13 protein-coding genes and 1 pseudogene are annotated in these 13,731 nt (G+C 72.5%); 8 read left to right on the top strand and 6 right to left on the bottom strand.

Features of this window, described 5'->3' with window-relative positions; all coding sequences use genetic code 11:
• Both K6I33_RS20450 and K6I33_RS20445 read left to right on the top strand, forming a co-directional pair.
• Positions 1 to 1,542 (top strand): PQQ-binding-like beta-propeller repeat protein (locus K6I33_RS20450; RefSeq protein WP_229354746.1); only part of this gene is annotated, 1,542 nt, incomplete at its 5' end.
• A 237-nt stretch (positions 1,543 to 1,779) separates the two neighbouring features.
• Positions 1,780 to 2,532, top strand: a complete 753-nt coding sequence (locus K6I33_RS20445; protein WP_229354737.1) for a response regulator transcription factor — start codon at positions 1,780 to 1,782, stop codon at positions 2,530 to 2,532.
• Here K6I33_RS20445 and K6I33_RS20440 read toward each other — a convergent pair.
• Both K6I33_RS20440 and K6I33_RS20435 read right to left on the bottom strand, forming a co-directional pair.
• Positions 2,471 to 2,710: a hypothetical protein gene (locus tag K6I33_RS20440; protein WP_229354735.1), complete on the bottom strand. Its 240-nt coding sequence runs from the start codon at positions 2,708 to 2,710 to the stop codon at positions 2,471 to 2,473. The two genes, K6I33_RS20445 and K6I33_RS20440, sit on opposite strands and share 62 nt — an antisense overlap.
• Positions 2,711 to 2,719: 9 nt before the next feature.
• Entirely contained in the window at positions 2,720 to 4,375 is a 1,656-nt protein-coding gene (locus K6I33_RS20435) for a sodium:solute symporter family protein (RefSeq protein ID WP_229354733.1), read from the bottom strand.
• Between the two features lie 96 nt (positions 4,376 to 4,471).
• On the opposite strand from K6I33_RS20435, the gene galT reads away from it, so the two are divergent.
• Genes galT through galK form a run of 3 tightly spaced genes read left to right on the top strand, consistent with a single transcriptional unit; the run spans position 4,472 to position 7,667 of the window.
• Positions 4,472 to 5,533 carry a galactose-1-phosphate uridylyltransferase gene (gene galT, locus K6I33_RS20430; RefSeq protein ID WP_229354724.1) on the top strand — a complete coding sequence of 354 codons (1,062 nt, stop codon included), beginning with the start codon at positions 4,472 to 4,474 and terminating at the stop codon, positions 5,531 to 5,533.
• Positions 5,530 to 6,516: a UDP-glucose 4-epimerase GalE gene (gene galE, locus K6I33_RS20425; RefSeq protein ID WP_229354722.1), complete on the top strand. Its 987-nt coding sequence runs from the start codon at positions 5,530 to 5,532 to the stop codon at positions 6,514 to 6,516. The genes galT and galE overlap by 4 nt, the downstream gene beginning before the upstream one ends.
• Positions 6,513 to 7,667, top strand: a complete 1,155-nt coding sequence (galK, locus tag K6I33_RS20420; protein WP_229354720.1) for a galactokinase — start codon at positions 6,513 to 6,515, stop codon at positions 7,665 to 7,667. Before galE ends, galK begins: the two co-directional genes overlap by 4 nt.
• A gap of 131 nt (positions 7,668 to 7,798) precedes the next feature.
• Here the strand turns inward: galK and K6I33_RS20415 are convergent, their stop codons facing one another.
• Positions 7,799 to 8,167: a GNAT family N-acetyltransferase gene (locus tag K6I33_RS20415; protein ID WP_308297243.1), complete on the bottom strand. Its 369-nt coding sequence runs from the start codon at positions 8,165 to 8,167 to the stop codon at positions 7,799 to 7,801.
• A gap of 332 nt (positions 8,168 to 8,499) precedes the next feature.
• Between K6I33_RS20415 and K6I33_RS20410 the strand changes: the two genes are divergently transcribed.
• Entirely contained in the window at positions 8,500 to 9,288 is a 789-nt protein-coding gene (locus tag K6I33_RS20410) for a response regulator transcription factor (protein ID WP_229354716.1), read from the top strand.
• Here the strand turns inward: K6I33_RS20410 and K6I33_RS20405 are convergent.
• Positions 9,247 to 9,744, bottom strand: coding sequence for a MarR family winged helix-turn-helix transcriptional regulator (locus K6I33_RS20405; protein ID WP_229354713.1), 498 nt, complete (start codon positions 9,742 to 9,744; stop codon positions 9,247 to 9,249). The two genes, K6I33_RS20410 and K6I33_RS20405, sit on opposite strands and share 42 nt — an antisense overlap.
• 56 nt (positions 9,745 to 9,800) lie before the next feature.
• On the opposite strand from K6I33_RS20405, the pseudogene K6I33_RS20400 reads away from it, so the two are divergent.
• Positions 9,801 to 10,232, top strand: a pseudogene (locus tag K6I33_RS20400) (methyltransferase domain-containing protein); the annotation flags it as partial.
• 257 nt (positions 10,233 to 10,489) lie between these two features.
• Here the strand turns inward: K6I33_RS20400 and K6I33_RS20395 are convergent.
• A complete protein-coding gene (locus tag K6I33_RS20395) occupies positions 10,490 to 11,185 on the bottom strand; it encodes a TetR/AcrR family transcriptional regulator (RefSeq protein WP_229354711.1) in 696 nt (231 codons plus the stop codon).
• On the bottom strand, positions 11,182 to 12,183 hold the full coding sequence (locus tag K6I33_RS20390; RefSeq protein WP_229354709.1) for a fatty acid desaturase: 1,002 nt from the start codon (positions 12,181 to 12,183) through the stop codon (positions 11,182 to 11,184). The genes K6I33_RS20395 and K6I33_RS20390 overlap by 4 nt, the downstream gene beginning before the upstream one ends.
• A 202-nt stretch (positions 12,184 to 12,385) precedes the next feature.
• Here K6I33_RS20390 and K6I33_RS20385 point away from each other — a divergent pair.
• Positions 12,386 to 13,731 (top strand): phosphoenolpyruvate carboxylase (locus tag K6I33_RS20385; protein ID WP_229354707.1); only part of this gene is annotated, 1,346 nt, incomplete at its 3' end.

Below are 13,731 nucleotides of genomic sequence, written 5' to 3'. Positions count from 1 at the left end.
ACCGCCGGGGGCGCCCCCGGCGCCCCCGGCGGTTACGGCTACCCGGGCGCCCCCGGCGTCCCCGGGCAGCCGCAGTACGGCGGGTACGGGCCCACCGCGCAGTTCCCCGCCGGCGCGCCCACCGGAGCCCCCGGCGGCAACGGGCCCAAGAAGCGCATGGCGCTCATCGCCGGCGCGGTGGCCGCGGTGCTGGTCGTCGCCGCCGGCGGAGTCTGGTTCGCCACCAAGGGCGGTGGTGACGACGACAAGAAGACCGAGGCGGGCTCCAGTGCCGGTACCCAGGGCGGCCAGGCCCAGGGCGGCGGCCAGGCCCCCAAGACCATCGAGGGTAAGCTGCTCTTCACCGTCGACCAGCCCAAGGCCGACGACCTCATCAGCGTCAAGGGCCTGTGGGCGACGGACAAGGTCTTCGCCAAGGCCGACATCTACAAGATCGTCGGCTATGGCCTCTCCGGCGGCAAGCAGTGGGAGATCCCGCTCGACGGCGAGATCTGCTGGCCGTCCCAGCGGACCACGGCCGACGGCAGGACGGCCCTGGTCGTCAAGGACGGCAAGGCCAACAACGCCCAGTGCACCCAGGTCGTCGCCCTCGACCTGAACAACGGCAAGAAGCTCTGGCAGAAGTCCGCCAAGAGCGGCGACCAGGACATCCGCTTCAGCGAGGTCACCATCGGCGGCGGCACCGTCGCCGCGGGCGGTACGTCGGGCGGTGTCGCCTGGTCGCTGGACGGCGGCAAGGAGCTGTGGAAGCCCAAGCCGGGCGACGACTGCCGGGACGACGGCTACGGCGGCGGCTCCAAGCTCGTCGCGGTCCGCCGCTGCGGCGACTACGCGCGCCCGCAGATGCAGGTGCAGACCCTCGACCCGGCGTCGGGCGCGCCCAAGTCGGTCTACAAGGTCCCCGCCGGCATCCAGTGGGTGCACATCGCGTCCACCGACCCGCTGGTCATCGCGGTCGACGCGGGCGGCGACAAGGGAAGCGGCGCCTCCGACTTCCTGGCCGTCGACGACAGCGCCACCGACGGCAAGCTGCGCTCCAAGGTCTCCACGGGCAACGGCGGGTTCACGCCGAAGTGCCCGTCGACCAACGTCGAGGGCTGCACGAAACTCGCCGTCACCAAGGACACCCTCTACCTGCCCTCCGAGGAGCACTCCAGCGGCAACGCCCAGCAGGTCGGCCGCGTCAACGAGATCGTCGGCTTCGACCTGGCCACCGGCCAGTCCAGGGGCAAGGCCGATGGCGTCCCGGGATCCACTCTGACCCCGCTGGGCGTCGACAAGGACGGTTACCCCATCGGTTATCAGGATCCGACCTACAAGGCAGGTGGCCAGGTGGTCCGGATCGATCCGAAGTCGTTCAAGACCGATGTCCTGCTGAAGAATCCGGCCGCGTCGGCGCAGAGCGAGCGCACGCTCTCGCCGACCATCCAGCCGGTCCTCTGGTCCCAGGGCCGGCTGTACCTGGGCGGCAGTTTCGCCAACAAGCCCAGCTCGGTGAGTTTCGGGAAGCAGTATCTGGTGATGATTTTCGGCGGTAGTTGATACTGATCGCTTGACGAGCACTCCAGCCGTATCCCTGCCCGCCGCGTGTGCATGCCTGAACGATCCGTTTCAGTCGCGAAGTACACGTGATTGGCAGGGATTTCGGCATTCCGGGGGACTTCTCACCGGTAAGGGGCGCGGAACGTCGAACAAGCGTGTAGCTTCCCGGGCAAGAGGGTGCCGGGGAGACGTGCGCGAGCGGCAGTGGGCGGCAGCGGGCGACAGGGGGGAAGCTCAATGGGCGTGCGGCTCATGGTGGTCGACGACCACCGTCTGCTGGCCGAGGCCCTCGCCTCGGCACTGAAGTTGCGCGGGCACCGGGTGCTGGCCGCGGCCGCGCCCAGCGCCGGCGCGGCCGATCTGGTGATCAGCCGCGCCCCCGAGGTGTGCCTGCTGGGCACGGCGTCCCCGGCCGAGCCGGGCGCCTTCGACCCAGTCGTCCGGATCAAACGGGAGCGGCCCCAGGTCGCCGTCGTCGTGCTCGGCCCCGTGCCGAGCCCCATGGGCATCGCCTCCGCCTTCGCCGCCGGCGCCTCCGGCTACGTCCGGCACAACGAGCGCATCGAGGGCGTCGAGCGGGCGATGATGAAGGCCCGCGCGGGCGAGGCCGCCGTGGAGCCCCAGCTGCTCCAGGGCGCCTTCACCGAGCTCCTCAACCCCGCCACCCAGCCCGACGACGAGGGCGCCCGGCTGCTCCAGCTGCTCACCCCGCGCGAGGTCGAGGTCCTGGTGCGGGTCGCCGAGGGCGAGGACACCCGGCTGATCGCCGCCGGCATGGGGATAGCGCCCAGCACGGCCCGCACCCACGTCCAGCGCGTCCTGATGAAGCTCGGGGTGGGCTCGCGGCTGGAGGCGGCCGCCCTGGCCGCCCGTACGGGCCTGCTGGACCGCGCCACGGGCGGCTCGGCGGCCGCCCCCGCGCCGGTGGTCAGTCCGCCCCGTCCGCCGGTGCCTCCCCGGGGGGTGCCGGGTCAGCCGGGCGGCGGCTGAGCCAGAGGAAGAAGCCGCCGAGCGCGAGCATGCCGAGACCGGCCCAGAGGTTGATGTTCACCCCCTGGGCCTTGCGCAGGTCCGCGTCGGAGGCGGCCGCCCCGGCGACGGTGAGCAGCAGCCCGTAGAGGGTGAACAGGCCGCCGATGACCCGCCGTATGTCGAAGGCGCTCTTCATGCTTCGCTCCTACAGCGAGAAGGGGACGTAGCAGACGGCGGCCAGGAGCACGGCGCCCCAGCCGAGCGGTGCGGGCCTGCGCCACCAGACGGTCCCACCCGCGGCGGGCGCTTCCGCCGTCCCGTACACCAGCCCCGTCAGCGCGCCGGCGGGCCTCGGCGCGGTGAACAGCGACACCGCGAGCATCACCAGCGCCGCGACGGCGAACGCCACGATGGACGAGACGAAGTTGGCGCCCTGGTCGGTGGGGATGCCGATGACCCCCTGCCGGTACAGCCAGAAGTAGTTGACCATCGCGGCCGCCGTGCCCGACAGCAGCCCCCAGAAGCCCGCCGCGGCCGTGGCCCGCTTCCAGAACATCCCGATGACGAAGACCGCGAAGAGCGGCACGTTGAAGAACGAGAACAGCGTCTGGAGGTAGTTCATGATGTTGGAGAAGGACGAGGCGATGAACGCCGTGCCCATCCCCGCGAGCACCCCGGCCGCCGTCACCACCCGACCGGTGGCCAGGTAGTACGCGTCGGCGCGGCCCGGCCGCACGTACGCCCGCCAGATGTCGCTGGTGAAGACCGTGTTGAAGGACGACACATTGGCGGCCATGCCCGCCATGAACGCCGCGAGCAGGCCCGTCACCGCGATGCCCAGCATGCCGTTGGGCAGCAGGTCGCGCATCAGCACGGGGATGGCGTCGTTGTAGCTCAGCCCGCTGCCGGCCCGGCCCAGGGACGGCTCCAGCACCAGGGCGATCAGCCCCGGCACGACCACCACCAGCGGGACCAGCAGCTTGGGGAAGGCAGCGATCAGCGGCGTCCGCCGCGCCGCGCCCAGGTCCTTCGCGGACAGCGCCCGCTGCACCTCGGCGAAGTTCGTCGTCCAGTAGCCGAAGCTCATCACGAAGCCCAGGCCGAGCACGATGGTCAGCCAGTTGGCGCCCAGCGGATTGGCGTGGCCGATGCCCGTGCCGCCCCAGGCGCTCAGGAAGTTCTCGCCGTGCGCGGCGGAGACCGCGTCCCGCAGCCCGCCCGGGCCGCCCACGCGCTTGAGGCCGACGACCGTCAGCGGCACCAGCGCCGCCAGGATCACAAAGAACTGGAGTACCTCGTTGTAGACCGCCGAGGGCAGCCCGCCGAGCGTGATGTAGGCCAGGACGAAGAAGCCCGCGACGACGATCGCGACGCCCTGCGGCCAGCCGAGCAGCGCCCGCAGCACGAGTGCCAGCGCGTAGAGGTTGACGCCCGCGATCAGCACCGACGACACCGCGAAGATCACGGAGGAGAGGAGGTGGGAGGCGGGCCCGAAGCGCCGCAGCAGGAACTCGGGCACCGAGCCGACCTTCGACCCGTAGTAGAACGGCATCATCACCAGGCCCAGGAAGACCATGGCCGGTATCGCGCCGATCCAGTACCAGTGGACGGTGTACACGCCGTACTGCGCGCCGTTGGCGGCCATGCCCAGGATCTCGGTGGCGCCGAGATTGGCGGCGACGAAGGCGAGCCCGGTGATCCAGGCGGGCAGGGACCGGCCGGAGAGGAAGAAGTCCAGGCTGGTGCGGACCGAACGGCGCGCGGCGACGCCGATGCCCAGGACCACCGCGAAGTAGATCGCCAGGATGGCGTAGTCGAGCCCGTTGACGGGGAGCCGCAGGCTCTCGGCCGAATAGCGCATGCTTCACCTCTCGGTCGCTCGGGCGCTGTTGACCGTGCTGTCGGGTCATGATTCCTTGTGTGCGGTTATGTGTGAAGGTGTGTGAGGAGAGGTCGTATGAAGAAGACGGCGACCCGGCTCGCCGACGGCCGGGAACTGCTCTACTTCGACTCCCGCGACGACACCGTGCGCGACACCGCCGACCGGCGCCCGCTCCAACCCCCGTACGGGGCGAGCGAGATCCGCTACGACCCGCTCGCCGGCGAAGGCGTCGCCATCGCCGCCCAGCGCCAGGGCCGCCCCCTCCACCCGGCCGCCGACGACTGCCCGCTGTGCCCCTCGCGCGACGGACGGCACACCGAAATCCCCGCCCCCGCCTACGAGGTGGCCGTCTTCGAGAACCGCTTCCCCGCCCTCTCCGGCGACTCCGGCCGCTGCGAGGTCGTCTGCTTCACCGACGACCACGACGCCTCCTTCGCCGGCCTCGACGAGGACCGCGCCGCGCTCGTCCTCGCCGCCTGGACCGACCGCACCGCCGAACTCGCCCTGCTCCCCGCCGTCGAGCAGGTCTACTGCTTCGAGAACCGCGGCCACGAGATCGGCGTCACCCTCGGCCACCCCCACGGCCAGATCTACGCCTACCCCTTCGTCACCCCGCGCACCGCGCGCATGCTCGCCTCCGCCACCGCCCACCGCGAGCGCACGGGCATGGCCGGCGCGGGTGGCCGGAACCTCTTCGACGACGTCGTCGCCGACGAGCTGGCCGACGGCCGCCGGATCGTCCTCGAAGGCGAGCACTGGCTCGCCTTCGTGCCGTACGCCGCCCGCTGGCCGTACGAGATCCGGCTCCACCCCCGCCGCCGGGTGCCCGACCTGCCGTCCCTCGACGACGCGGCCCGCGCCGAGTTCCCCCGGGTCTATCTGGAGCTCCTGCGGCGCTTCGACCGGATCTTCGGCCCCGGCCAGCCGCCGACGCCCTATGTCTCCGGCTGGCACCAGGCACCTTTCCGGCACCCCCACAGGAGTGAATTCGCGCTCCACCTCGAGCTCTTCACCAGCCGCCGGGCTCCCGGAAAGCTGAAGTTCGTCGCCGGTTCGGAGGCAGGCATGAACGTGTTCATCAACGACGTGCGGCCGGAGGCCGCGGCCGGACGGCTACGGGAGGTAGCGAGCGCATGAGCGGTGGAGGCGGCGGAACGTACCTGGTCACGGGCGGTGCCGGCTATGTCGGCAGCGTCGTGGCCGCGCATCTGCTGGTCGCCGGTCACGAGGTGACCGTCCTCGACGACCTCTCCACCGGCCACCGCGACGCCGTCCCCGAGGGGGCCCGCTTCATTAGGGGCAGGGTGCAGGAGGCGGCCCACGAGCTGGTCGCCGGTCACGACGCCGTGCTCCACTTCGCCGCGTTCTCGCAGGTGGGGGAGTCCGTGGCCCGCCCGGACGCCTACTGGCGCAACAACGTCGGCGGCACCCTCGAACTGCTCACCGCCATGCGGGACGCGGGCGTGCGCACCCTCGTCTTCTCCTCCACCGCCGCCACCTACGGCGAACCGGCCACCGTCCCGATCACCGAGGACGCCCCCACCGTCCCCACCAACCCCTACGGCGCCACCAAGCTCGCCGTCGACCACATGATCGCCGGGGAGTGCGCGGCCCACGGACTGGCCGCCGTCTCCCTGCGCTACTTCAACGTGGCGGGGGCGTACGGGCGCCACGGCGAGCGGCACGCGCCCGAGTCCCATCTGATCCCGCTCGTCCTCCAGGTCGCGCTGGGGGAGCGGGAGGCGGTCTCCGTCCACGGCGAGGACTACCCGACCCCCGACGGGACGTGCGTCCGCGACTACATCCACGTCGCCGACCTCGCCGAGGCCCACCTCCTGGCCCTCGGCGCCGCCCGCCCCGGCGAGCACCTGATCTGCAACCTCGGCAACGGGCGCGGCTTCTCCGTCCGCGAGGTCGTCGAGACCGTCCGCAAGGTCACCGGGCACCCCGTCCCCGAGGTCCCCGGCCCGCGCCGGCCGGGCGACCCCGCCGTGCTCGTCGCCTCCGCCGAACGGGCGCACCGGCTGCTCGGCTGGCGGCCGCGCCGCGCCGAGCTGGCCGGGATCGTCGAGGACGCCTGGGACTTCGCCCGGCACGGCGCCGCCCGGGAGCGCCCTTGACCGCCGGGCGGGCGGCGGCCGCCTTCCGGGCCGTGTACGGCACCGGCTGCGAGGGCGTCTGGGCGGCGCCCGGCCGGGTCAACCTCATCGGCGAGTACACCGACGTCAACGACGGCTTCGTGATGCCGCTCGCCCTGCCCCGGAGCACCCGGGTGGCGGCCCGCGCCCGCGCCGACGGACGGCTGCGGCTGCACTCGGCGGACATGCCGGGCGGCGTCGTGACCGTGACGCCGGACGCGCTGCGGCCGGGCGCGGTGCGGGGCTGGGCGGCGTACCCGGCGGGCGTCCTGTGGGCGCTGCGCGAGGCGGGGCACGCCGTGGCGGGCGCGGACCTCCACGTGGAGAGCGAGGTGCCGGTGGGGGCGGGGCTCTCGTCCTCCGCCGCCCTGGAGATCGCCACCGCCTGCGCCCTCGACGGGCTGTACGGGCTCGGGCTCGCCCGCCCGGAGCTGGCCCGGCTGGCGCGGCGGGCCGAGAACGTCTTCGCCGGCGTCCCCTGCGGGATCATGGACCAGACCGCCTCGGCGTGCTGCGTGGCCGGCCACGTCCTCCACCTCGACACCCGCGATCTCACCCGGCGGCACATCACCTTCGACCTGGCGGCGCACGGCCTGCGCCTGTTGGTCGTCGACACGCGCGTCAAACACGACCTGGGGGAGGGCGAATACGCCCGGCGGCGCGCGGGGTGCGAGGCGGCGGCGCGCGCACTGGGGCTACGCGCCCTGCGTGACGTCCCGTACGAGGAACTCGACGACGCGGTACGGGAGCTGCGGGCCGTGCCCGGGGCGGGCGCGCTGGTGCGGCACGTCGTCTCCGAGAACGAGCGGGTACGGGCCGTGGCCGCGCTTCTCGACGCGGGCGACCCGCGCGCCGCCGGGCCGCTGCTGACGGCCGGGCACGCGTCCCTGCGGGACGACTTCGCCGTCTCCTGCCCGGAGCTGGACCTGGTGGTCGCCGCGGCGAACGGGGCGGGTGCGCTGGGCGCGCGGATGACGGGCGGGGGCTTCGGCGGCTCGGCCCTCGTCCTCGCGGGCGAGGCGGCGGCCGGCGCGGTGGAACGGGCCGTGACGGAGGCCTTCGCCACCGCCGGGCACACCGCGCCGCGCGTCGTCCCGGTGACGGCGGGCGAGGGCGCCCGGCGCGAGCTTTAGGGCCTGCCGCGGGCTCTGAGCGGGCTTGGTGAAGTCCGGTGCGGTTCGGTAGCGCCCCGAAGGGGCGCGGGGAACTGCGCGACCGGCCACGACGCACCCGCAGATGATGTTACGGACTTCCAGCGGAGCGCTCAGGCCCCGGAGACCGGCGGGAACCGCTTGATCAGCAGATGGTTCGTCATCCCCGGCGGATAGTCCTCGACCGCCGCCACCTCCTCGTAGCCCACCTTCCGGTAGAAGCCCGGCGCCTGGAAGTCCCAGGTCTCCACCTGGCTGCCCACGGCCCCGTGGGCCTCGCGCGCCACGTCCTCCGCACGCGCCGTGAGCGCGCCGCCGAGTCCCGCGCCGCGGTGGCGCTCGTCGACCCAGAGGAGGTCGAGATGGAGCCAGCCCCACTTGACGTGCCCGACGAGACCGCCCGCGAGTCCGCCGTCCGGGCCGGTCGCGTAGACCTCCACGGGGACGCGGCTTTCGAGGGGTGTGCCACGCAACGTCCGCATGATGGACGAACGTTCGGTATTGGTCGCGCGGAGTCGCGTGAGGACCACATCGCGTCGTTCCGAGTCGTTCACCGCCTCAATACTGAACATAAAGCTCACGATAAACACCCGGGTCAAGCAGTTTTGCCAATCGCCTTCCGTCGCCGGACCCCGGCCGTACGCTGATGCACAGTGCCGGTGGGGGCCGGCGCTGATCAGGGGGCGAGACAGGCAGGTACGACGCCCGGGGCGGGGTGGTTGTCAGGGCACGGCGGCGGCCGTGCGCGCGTGGCGGCCCCGGGTTCGGGCGCCGTACCCGCACTGCCTCCGCCTACCGGGACATGGGGGTGGTTGTGGCACGTATTCGGGTATTGGTGGTCGACGACCACCGCATCTTCGCCGAGTCGCTCGCCGCCGCCCTCGCGGCGGAGCAGGACGTGGACGTCTCGGCGGCCGGCAGTGGGCCGGCGGCGCTGCGCGCACTGGAGCGCGCGGCGGGCGAAGGGCGGCGTTTCGACGTGCTGCTGATCGATGCCGACCTCGGCACGGTGGGTCCGGACGTCGCGCACGTGCCCGCGCAGTCCCGCGGCCCGGGCCAGGACGGCTCGGGGCCGGGCGAGGGCGCGGTGGACGGGATCTCGCTGGTGGCGAGGGTCCGCTCGGGCCATCCGGGGGTGCGGACGGTCGTGCTGGCCGAGCGCGACGATCCACGGCGGGCGGCCGCCGCGCTCCAGGCGGGGGCCGGCGGCTGGGTGGCCAAGGACTGCTCGCTCTCGCGCCTGCTGTCGGTGATACGAGGAGTGCTGCGCGACGAGACGCATCTGCCGCCCGCCCTGCTGACGGGCGTGCTGCGCGAGCTGACGGCCGCGCGCAAGCACCGCACGGAGAGCGAGCGGCTGGTGGAGTCGCTGACCCCGCGTGAGCGCGAGGTGCTGCGCTGCATGGTCGCCGGGCTGGGCCGCAAGGCCGTCGCCGAGCGGCTCTACCTCTCCCCGCACACCGTCCGCACGCATATGCAGAACGTGCTCGGCAAGCTCGGGGTGCACTCCACCCTGGCCGCCGTCGCGCTGGCCCGCCGGGCCGGGGTGGGCCCGGTGGACCTAGCCGGGGACGTTGTCGAACGGGGCGGTCAACTGGCGTAGCAGCCCGGCCAGTTCCCCGCGCTGCCCGGTGGACAGCTCGGCGAGGATCGCGCGCTCCTGGGCGAGCAGCCCGGCGAGCGCCTGATCCGCGCGGTCCCGCCCCTCGGCGGTCAGCCGGACGAGCACCCCGCGCCGGTCGCTGGGGTCCGGCTCCCGCTGGACCAGGCCCTTCTTGGCGAGCCGGTCGATACGGTTGGTCATGGTGCCCGAGGTGACCAGAGTCTGTGTCAGCAGCTGCCCGGGGGAGAGCTGATAGGGGTCCCCGGCGCGGCGCAGGGCGGTCAGGACGTCGAACTCCCAGGGCTCGAGCTCATGCTCGGCGAAGGCGATCCGGCGCGCCCGGTCGAGGTGCCGGGCGAGTCTGGAGACGCGACTGAGCACTTCGAGTGGTTCCACGTCGAGATCGGGGCGCTCTCGACGCCACGCCGCGACCAGCCGATCGACCTCGTCCTCCATGGGATCAGTGTAGTAGGTCTGTCGACATGAAGTCTCTTGATGTCAAGATAGGTCTCATGGGGCGCCACGCTCCCGACTGGGACCCCGGCCAGTACCTCCGCCACGCCGGGCACCGGACCCGGCCCTTCCATGAACTGCTCGCCCGCGTACCGGAGCCGCCGGGTCGTCCTGCCCGGATCGCCGACCTCGGCTGCGGCGCCGGCAATGTCACGGTGCTGCTCGCCGACCGCTGGCCGGACGCCCGCATCACCGGCTACGACAACTCCGCCCCGATGCTCGCCGAGGCCGCCGCCCACGCCGGCCCGACCCCCGGCGGCGGCCGCCTCGACTTCGCCCACGCGGACCTGGCCGACTGGACGCCGGAGCCGGGTGGCGAGCGCTACGACCTGATCGTCTCCAACGCCGCGCTCCAATGGGTGCCGGACCACGTACGGGCCTTCCCGGCCTGGCTGGCCGGCCTCGCCCCCGGCGGCACGTTCCCCTTCCGGCGGATCTTCGTGGTGGCCCGGAAGCGGGGGTTCGCCTGAGGCCGGCGGCCTGGCACCGCCGGGAATGAGCCCGTTTCCTGGGGGCGAAGCCCCCAGCCCCCCTGAGGGGCGAGGGGTCCGGGGCGGCAGCCCCGGGAAACGGTGAAAGGGCGGGACCGGGGCCTCCTCCGCCGCGACGGCGGGCAACCCACCGCCGGGGAGCCCGGCGGTGCCGAACCGGCCGGCGCTCGCCCCCGAGGGGGGACCGGCCCGGCCGGTCAGGACTTGCGGTGGCCCACCAGCCGCGGCTTCGGCTCCAGCCCGTCCAGCCCGTGCCACGCCAGGTTCACCAGGTGCGCCGCCACCTCCGCCTTGCGCGGCTTCCGCACGTCCAGCCACCACTGGCCCGTGAGGGCGACCATGCCCACCAGCGCCTGCGCGTACAGCGGCGCCAGCTTCGGGTCGAAGCCCCGGGCCTTGAACTCCAGGCCCAGGATGTCCTCGACCTGCGTGGCGATATCGCTGATCAGCGACGCGAACGTGCCCGTCGACTGCGCCACCGGCGAATCCCGCACCAGGATCCGGAAGCCGTCCGTGGACTTCTCGATGTAGTCCAGGAGGGCGAAGGCCGCCTGCTCCAGCAGCTCCCGCGGGTGGCCCGCCGTCAGCGCGCCCGTGACCATGTCGAGGAGCCGCCGCATCTCCCGGTCCACGACGACCGCGTACAGCCCCTCCTTGCCGCCGAAGTGCTCGTAGACCACCGGCTTGGAGACCCCGGCCTTCGCCGCGATCTCCTCCACCGACGTCCCCTCGAAGCCCCGCTCGGCGAAGAGCGTGCGACCGATGTCCAGCAGCTGCTCACGGCGCTCCGCACCGGTCATCCGCACACGGCGGGGCCGGCTGCGCCGGCTCCCGGGGGCAGCGGGCAGGTCCTTGTCACTGGTGTTGCTGTCGATCGCCACGCTGTCAATCATGCCGCGTGCGCGGCATCCTCCTTATCCCGTTTCTCCCCGGCCGCCCGCCGGGACTCGATCCGGCCCGCGTTCGGCCAGCGCACGTCGTACGCCCAGCCCGCCCGCTCGAACCAGCGGATGATACGGGCGCTGGAGTCCAGCTGCCCCTTCAGTACACCGTGCCGCGCCGACGTCGGGTCGGCGTGGTGGAGGTTGTGCCAGGACTCGCCGCACGACAGCACGGCCAGCCACCACACGTTCCCGGAGCGGTCCCGCGACTTGAACGGACGCTTGCCCACCGCGTGACAGATCGAATTGATCGACCACGTCACATGGTGCAGCAGCGCCACCCGCACCAGCGAACCCCAGAAGAACGCCGTCACCGCGCCCTGCCACGACCAGGTCACCAGCCCGCCCACCAGCGGGGGCACCAGCAGTGAGACCACCGTCCACAGCACGAACTGCCGCGAGACCGCGCGAATGTCGGGGTCCTTGATCAGATCCGGCGCGTACTTCTGCTGCGGCGTCTGCTCCTGGTCGAACATCCAGCCGACGTGGGCCCACCACAGCCCCTTCAGCAGGGCCGGCACGGACTCGCCGTAGCGCCAGGGCGAGTGGGGGTCGCCCTCGGCGTCGGAGAACTTGTGGTGCTTGCGGTGGTCCGCGACCCAGCGGACCACCGGGCCCTCGACCGCCAGCGAGCCCATGACCGCCAGCACGATCCGCAGCGGCCGCTTGGCCTTGAACGAACCATGGGTGAAGTACCGGTGGTAGCCGATCGTGATGCCGTGGCAACCGATGTAGTACATCGCCACCAGCAGCCCCAGATCCAGCCAGCTCACCCCCCAGCCCCAGGCGAGCGGGACGGCGGCGAGCAGGGCGACGAACGGAACGACGATGAACAGCAGCAGGGTGATCTGCTCGATCGACCGGCGTTGCTCCCCGCCCAGCGTGGCGGAGGGGAGCGGGGTCTCCTGGGCCTTCGGCGCGTCTTCGAGCACGTCGGGGCTTGCAGTCATGGGTTCCCTCATGGGGGTCGGATCTTGGTCACGGTTCCTACGGTTCCGTAACCTACGGCCTCGTAAGTATGGCAGGGCCGGGCGCGTGAGCAAGAGGGCCACGGGCAACCGCGCGTCGGGCGGCGACCTATGCTGTTGCCGTCGGACAGCGCGGTCCGCCACCCCTCCAGAAGTGCCGGAAACTCTGCAAGGAGCAGCACCTGTGAGCAGTGCCGACCAGACCAACGCCGCCCTTCGCGCCGACATCCGCCGCCTCGGCGATCTCCTCGGGGAAACCCTGGTCCGCCAGGAGGGTGAAGAGCTCCTCGATCTGGTGGAACGCGTACGAGCGCTGACCCGCACCGACGGCGAGGCCGCCGCCGCACTCCTGGCGCGCACCGACCCGGAGACCGCCGCCAAGCTCGTCCGCGCCTTCTCCACCTACTTCCACCTGGCCAACGTCACCGAGCAGGTCCACCGCGGCCGCGAGCTGCGCGCCAAGCGCGACGCCGAGGGCTCGATCCTCGCCCGCACCGCCGACCAGCTCAAGGAAGCCGACCCCGAGCACCTCCGCCAGACCGTCGAGAACCTCGGTGTCCGCCCCGTCTTCACCGCCCACCCCACCGAGGCCGCCCGCCGCAGCGTCCTCAACAAGCTCCGCCGCATCGCCGAGCTCCTCGACACCCCCGCCACCGGCACCGGCGACAAGCGCCGCACCGACCTCCGCCTCGCCGAGAACATCGACCTGCTCTGGCAGACCGACGAACTGCGCGTCGCCCGCCCCGAGCCCACCGACGAGGCCCGCAACGCCATCTACTACCTCGACGAGCTCCACGCCGACGCCGTCGGCGACGTCCTGGAGGACCTCGCCGCCGAACTCGACCGCGTCGGCGTCGACCTCCCCGCCGGCACCCGCCCCCTGACCTTCGGCACCTGGATCGGCGGCGACCGCGACGGCAACCCCAACGTCACCCCCCAGGTCACCTGGGACGTGCTGATACTGCAACACGAGCACGGCATCACCGACGCCCTCGAACTCGTCGACGGCCTCCGCAGCGCCCTGTCCAACTCCATCCGCAACAGCGGCGCCACCGAGGAACTCCTCACCTCCCTCCAGCGCGACCTCGAAGCACTCCCCGAGATCAGCCCCCGCTACAAGCGGCTGAACGCCGAGGAGCCCTACCGCCTCAAGGCCACCTGCGTCCGGCAGAAGCTCGTCAACACCCGCGAACGACTCGCCAAGGGCACCCCCCACCAGGAAGGCCGCGACTACCTCGGCGCCGGCGACCTCCTCGCCGACCTCCAGCTCATCCAGGACTCCCTCCGCGTCCACCGCGGCGGCCTCATCGCCGACGGCCGCCTGGAGCGCGCGATCCGCACCCTGGCCGCCTTCGGCCTCCACCTCGCCACCCTGGACGTCCGCGAACACGCCGACGCCCACCACCACACCCTCGGCCAGCTCTTCGACCGCCTCGGCGAGGAATCCTGGCGCTACGCCGACATGCCCCGCGACTACCGGCGCAAGCTCCTCGCCAAGGAACTCCGCTCACGCCGCCCCCTCGCCCCCAG

Source organism: Streptomyces sp. UNOB3_S3 (assembly GCF_020740895.1).
In the GTDB taxonomy this organism is placed as follows: Bacteria; Actinomycetota; Actinomycetes; order Streptomycetales; family Streptomycetaceae; genus Streptomyces.
This window is presented reverse-complemented; position numbering and strand designations above follow the sequence as displayed.

Excerpts from the sequence above, each read along its gene's own strand:
- K6I33_RS20445 (WP_229354737.1), top strand. The coding sequence starts at position 1,780 with ATGGGCGTGCGGCTCATGGTGGTCGACGACCACCGTCTGCTGGCCGAG.
- K6I33_RS20440 (WP_229354735.1), bottom strand. The coding sequence starts at position 2,710 with ATGAAGAGCGCCTTCGACATACGGCGGGTCATCGGCGGCCTGTTCACC.
- K6I33_RS20435 (WP_229354733.1), bottom strand. The coding sequence starts at position 4,375 with ATGCGCTATTCGGCCGAGAGCCTGCGGCTCCCCGTCAACGGGCTCGAC.
- galT (WP_229354724.1), top strand. The coding sequence starts at position 4,472 with ATGAAGAAGACGGCGACCCGGCTCGCCGACGGCCGGGAACTGCTCTAC.
- galE (WP_229354722.1), top strand. The coding sequence starts at position 5,530 with ATGAGCGGTGGAGGCGGCGGAACGTACCTGGTCACGGGCGGTGCCGGC.
- K6I33_RS20415 (WP_308297243.1), bottom strand. The coding sequence starts at position 8,167 with ATGCGGACGTTGCGTGGCACACCCCTCGAAAGCCGCGTCCCCGTGGAG.
- K6I33_RS20405 (WP_229354713.1), bottom strand. The coding sequence starts at position 9,744 with ATGGAGGACGAGGTCGATCGGCTGGTCGCGGCGTGGCGTCGAGAGCGC.
- K6I33_RS20395 (WP_229354711.1), bottom strand. The coding sequence starts at position 11,185 with ATGATTGACAGCGTGGCGATCGACAGCAACACCAGTGACAAGGACCTG.
- K6I33_RS20390 (WP_229354709.1), bottom strand. The coding sequence starts at position 12,183 with ATGACTGCAAGCCCCGACGTGCTCGAAGACGCGCCGAAGGCCCAGGAG.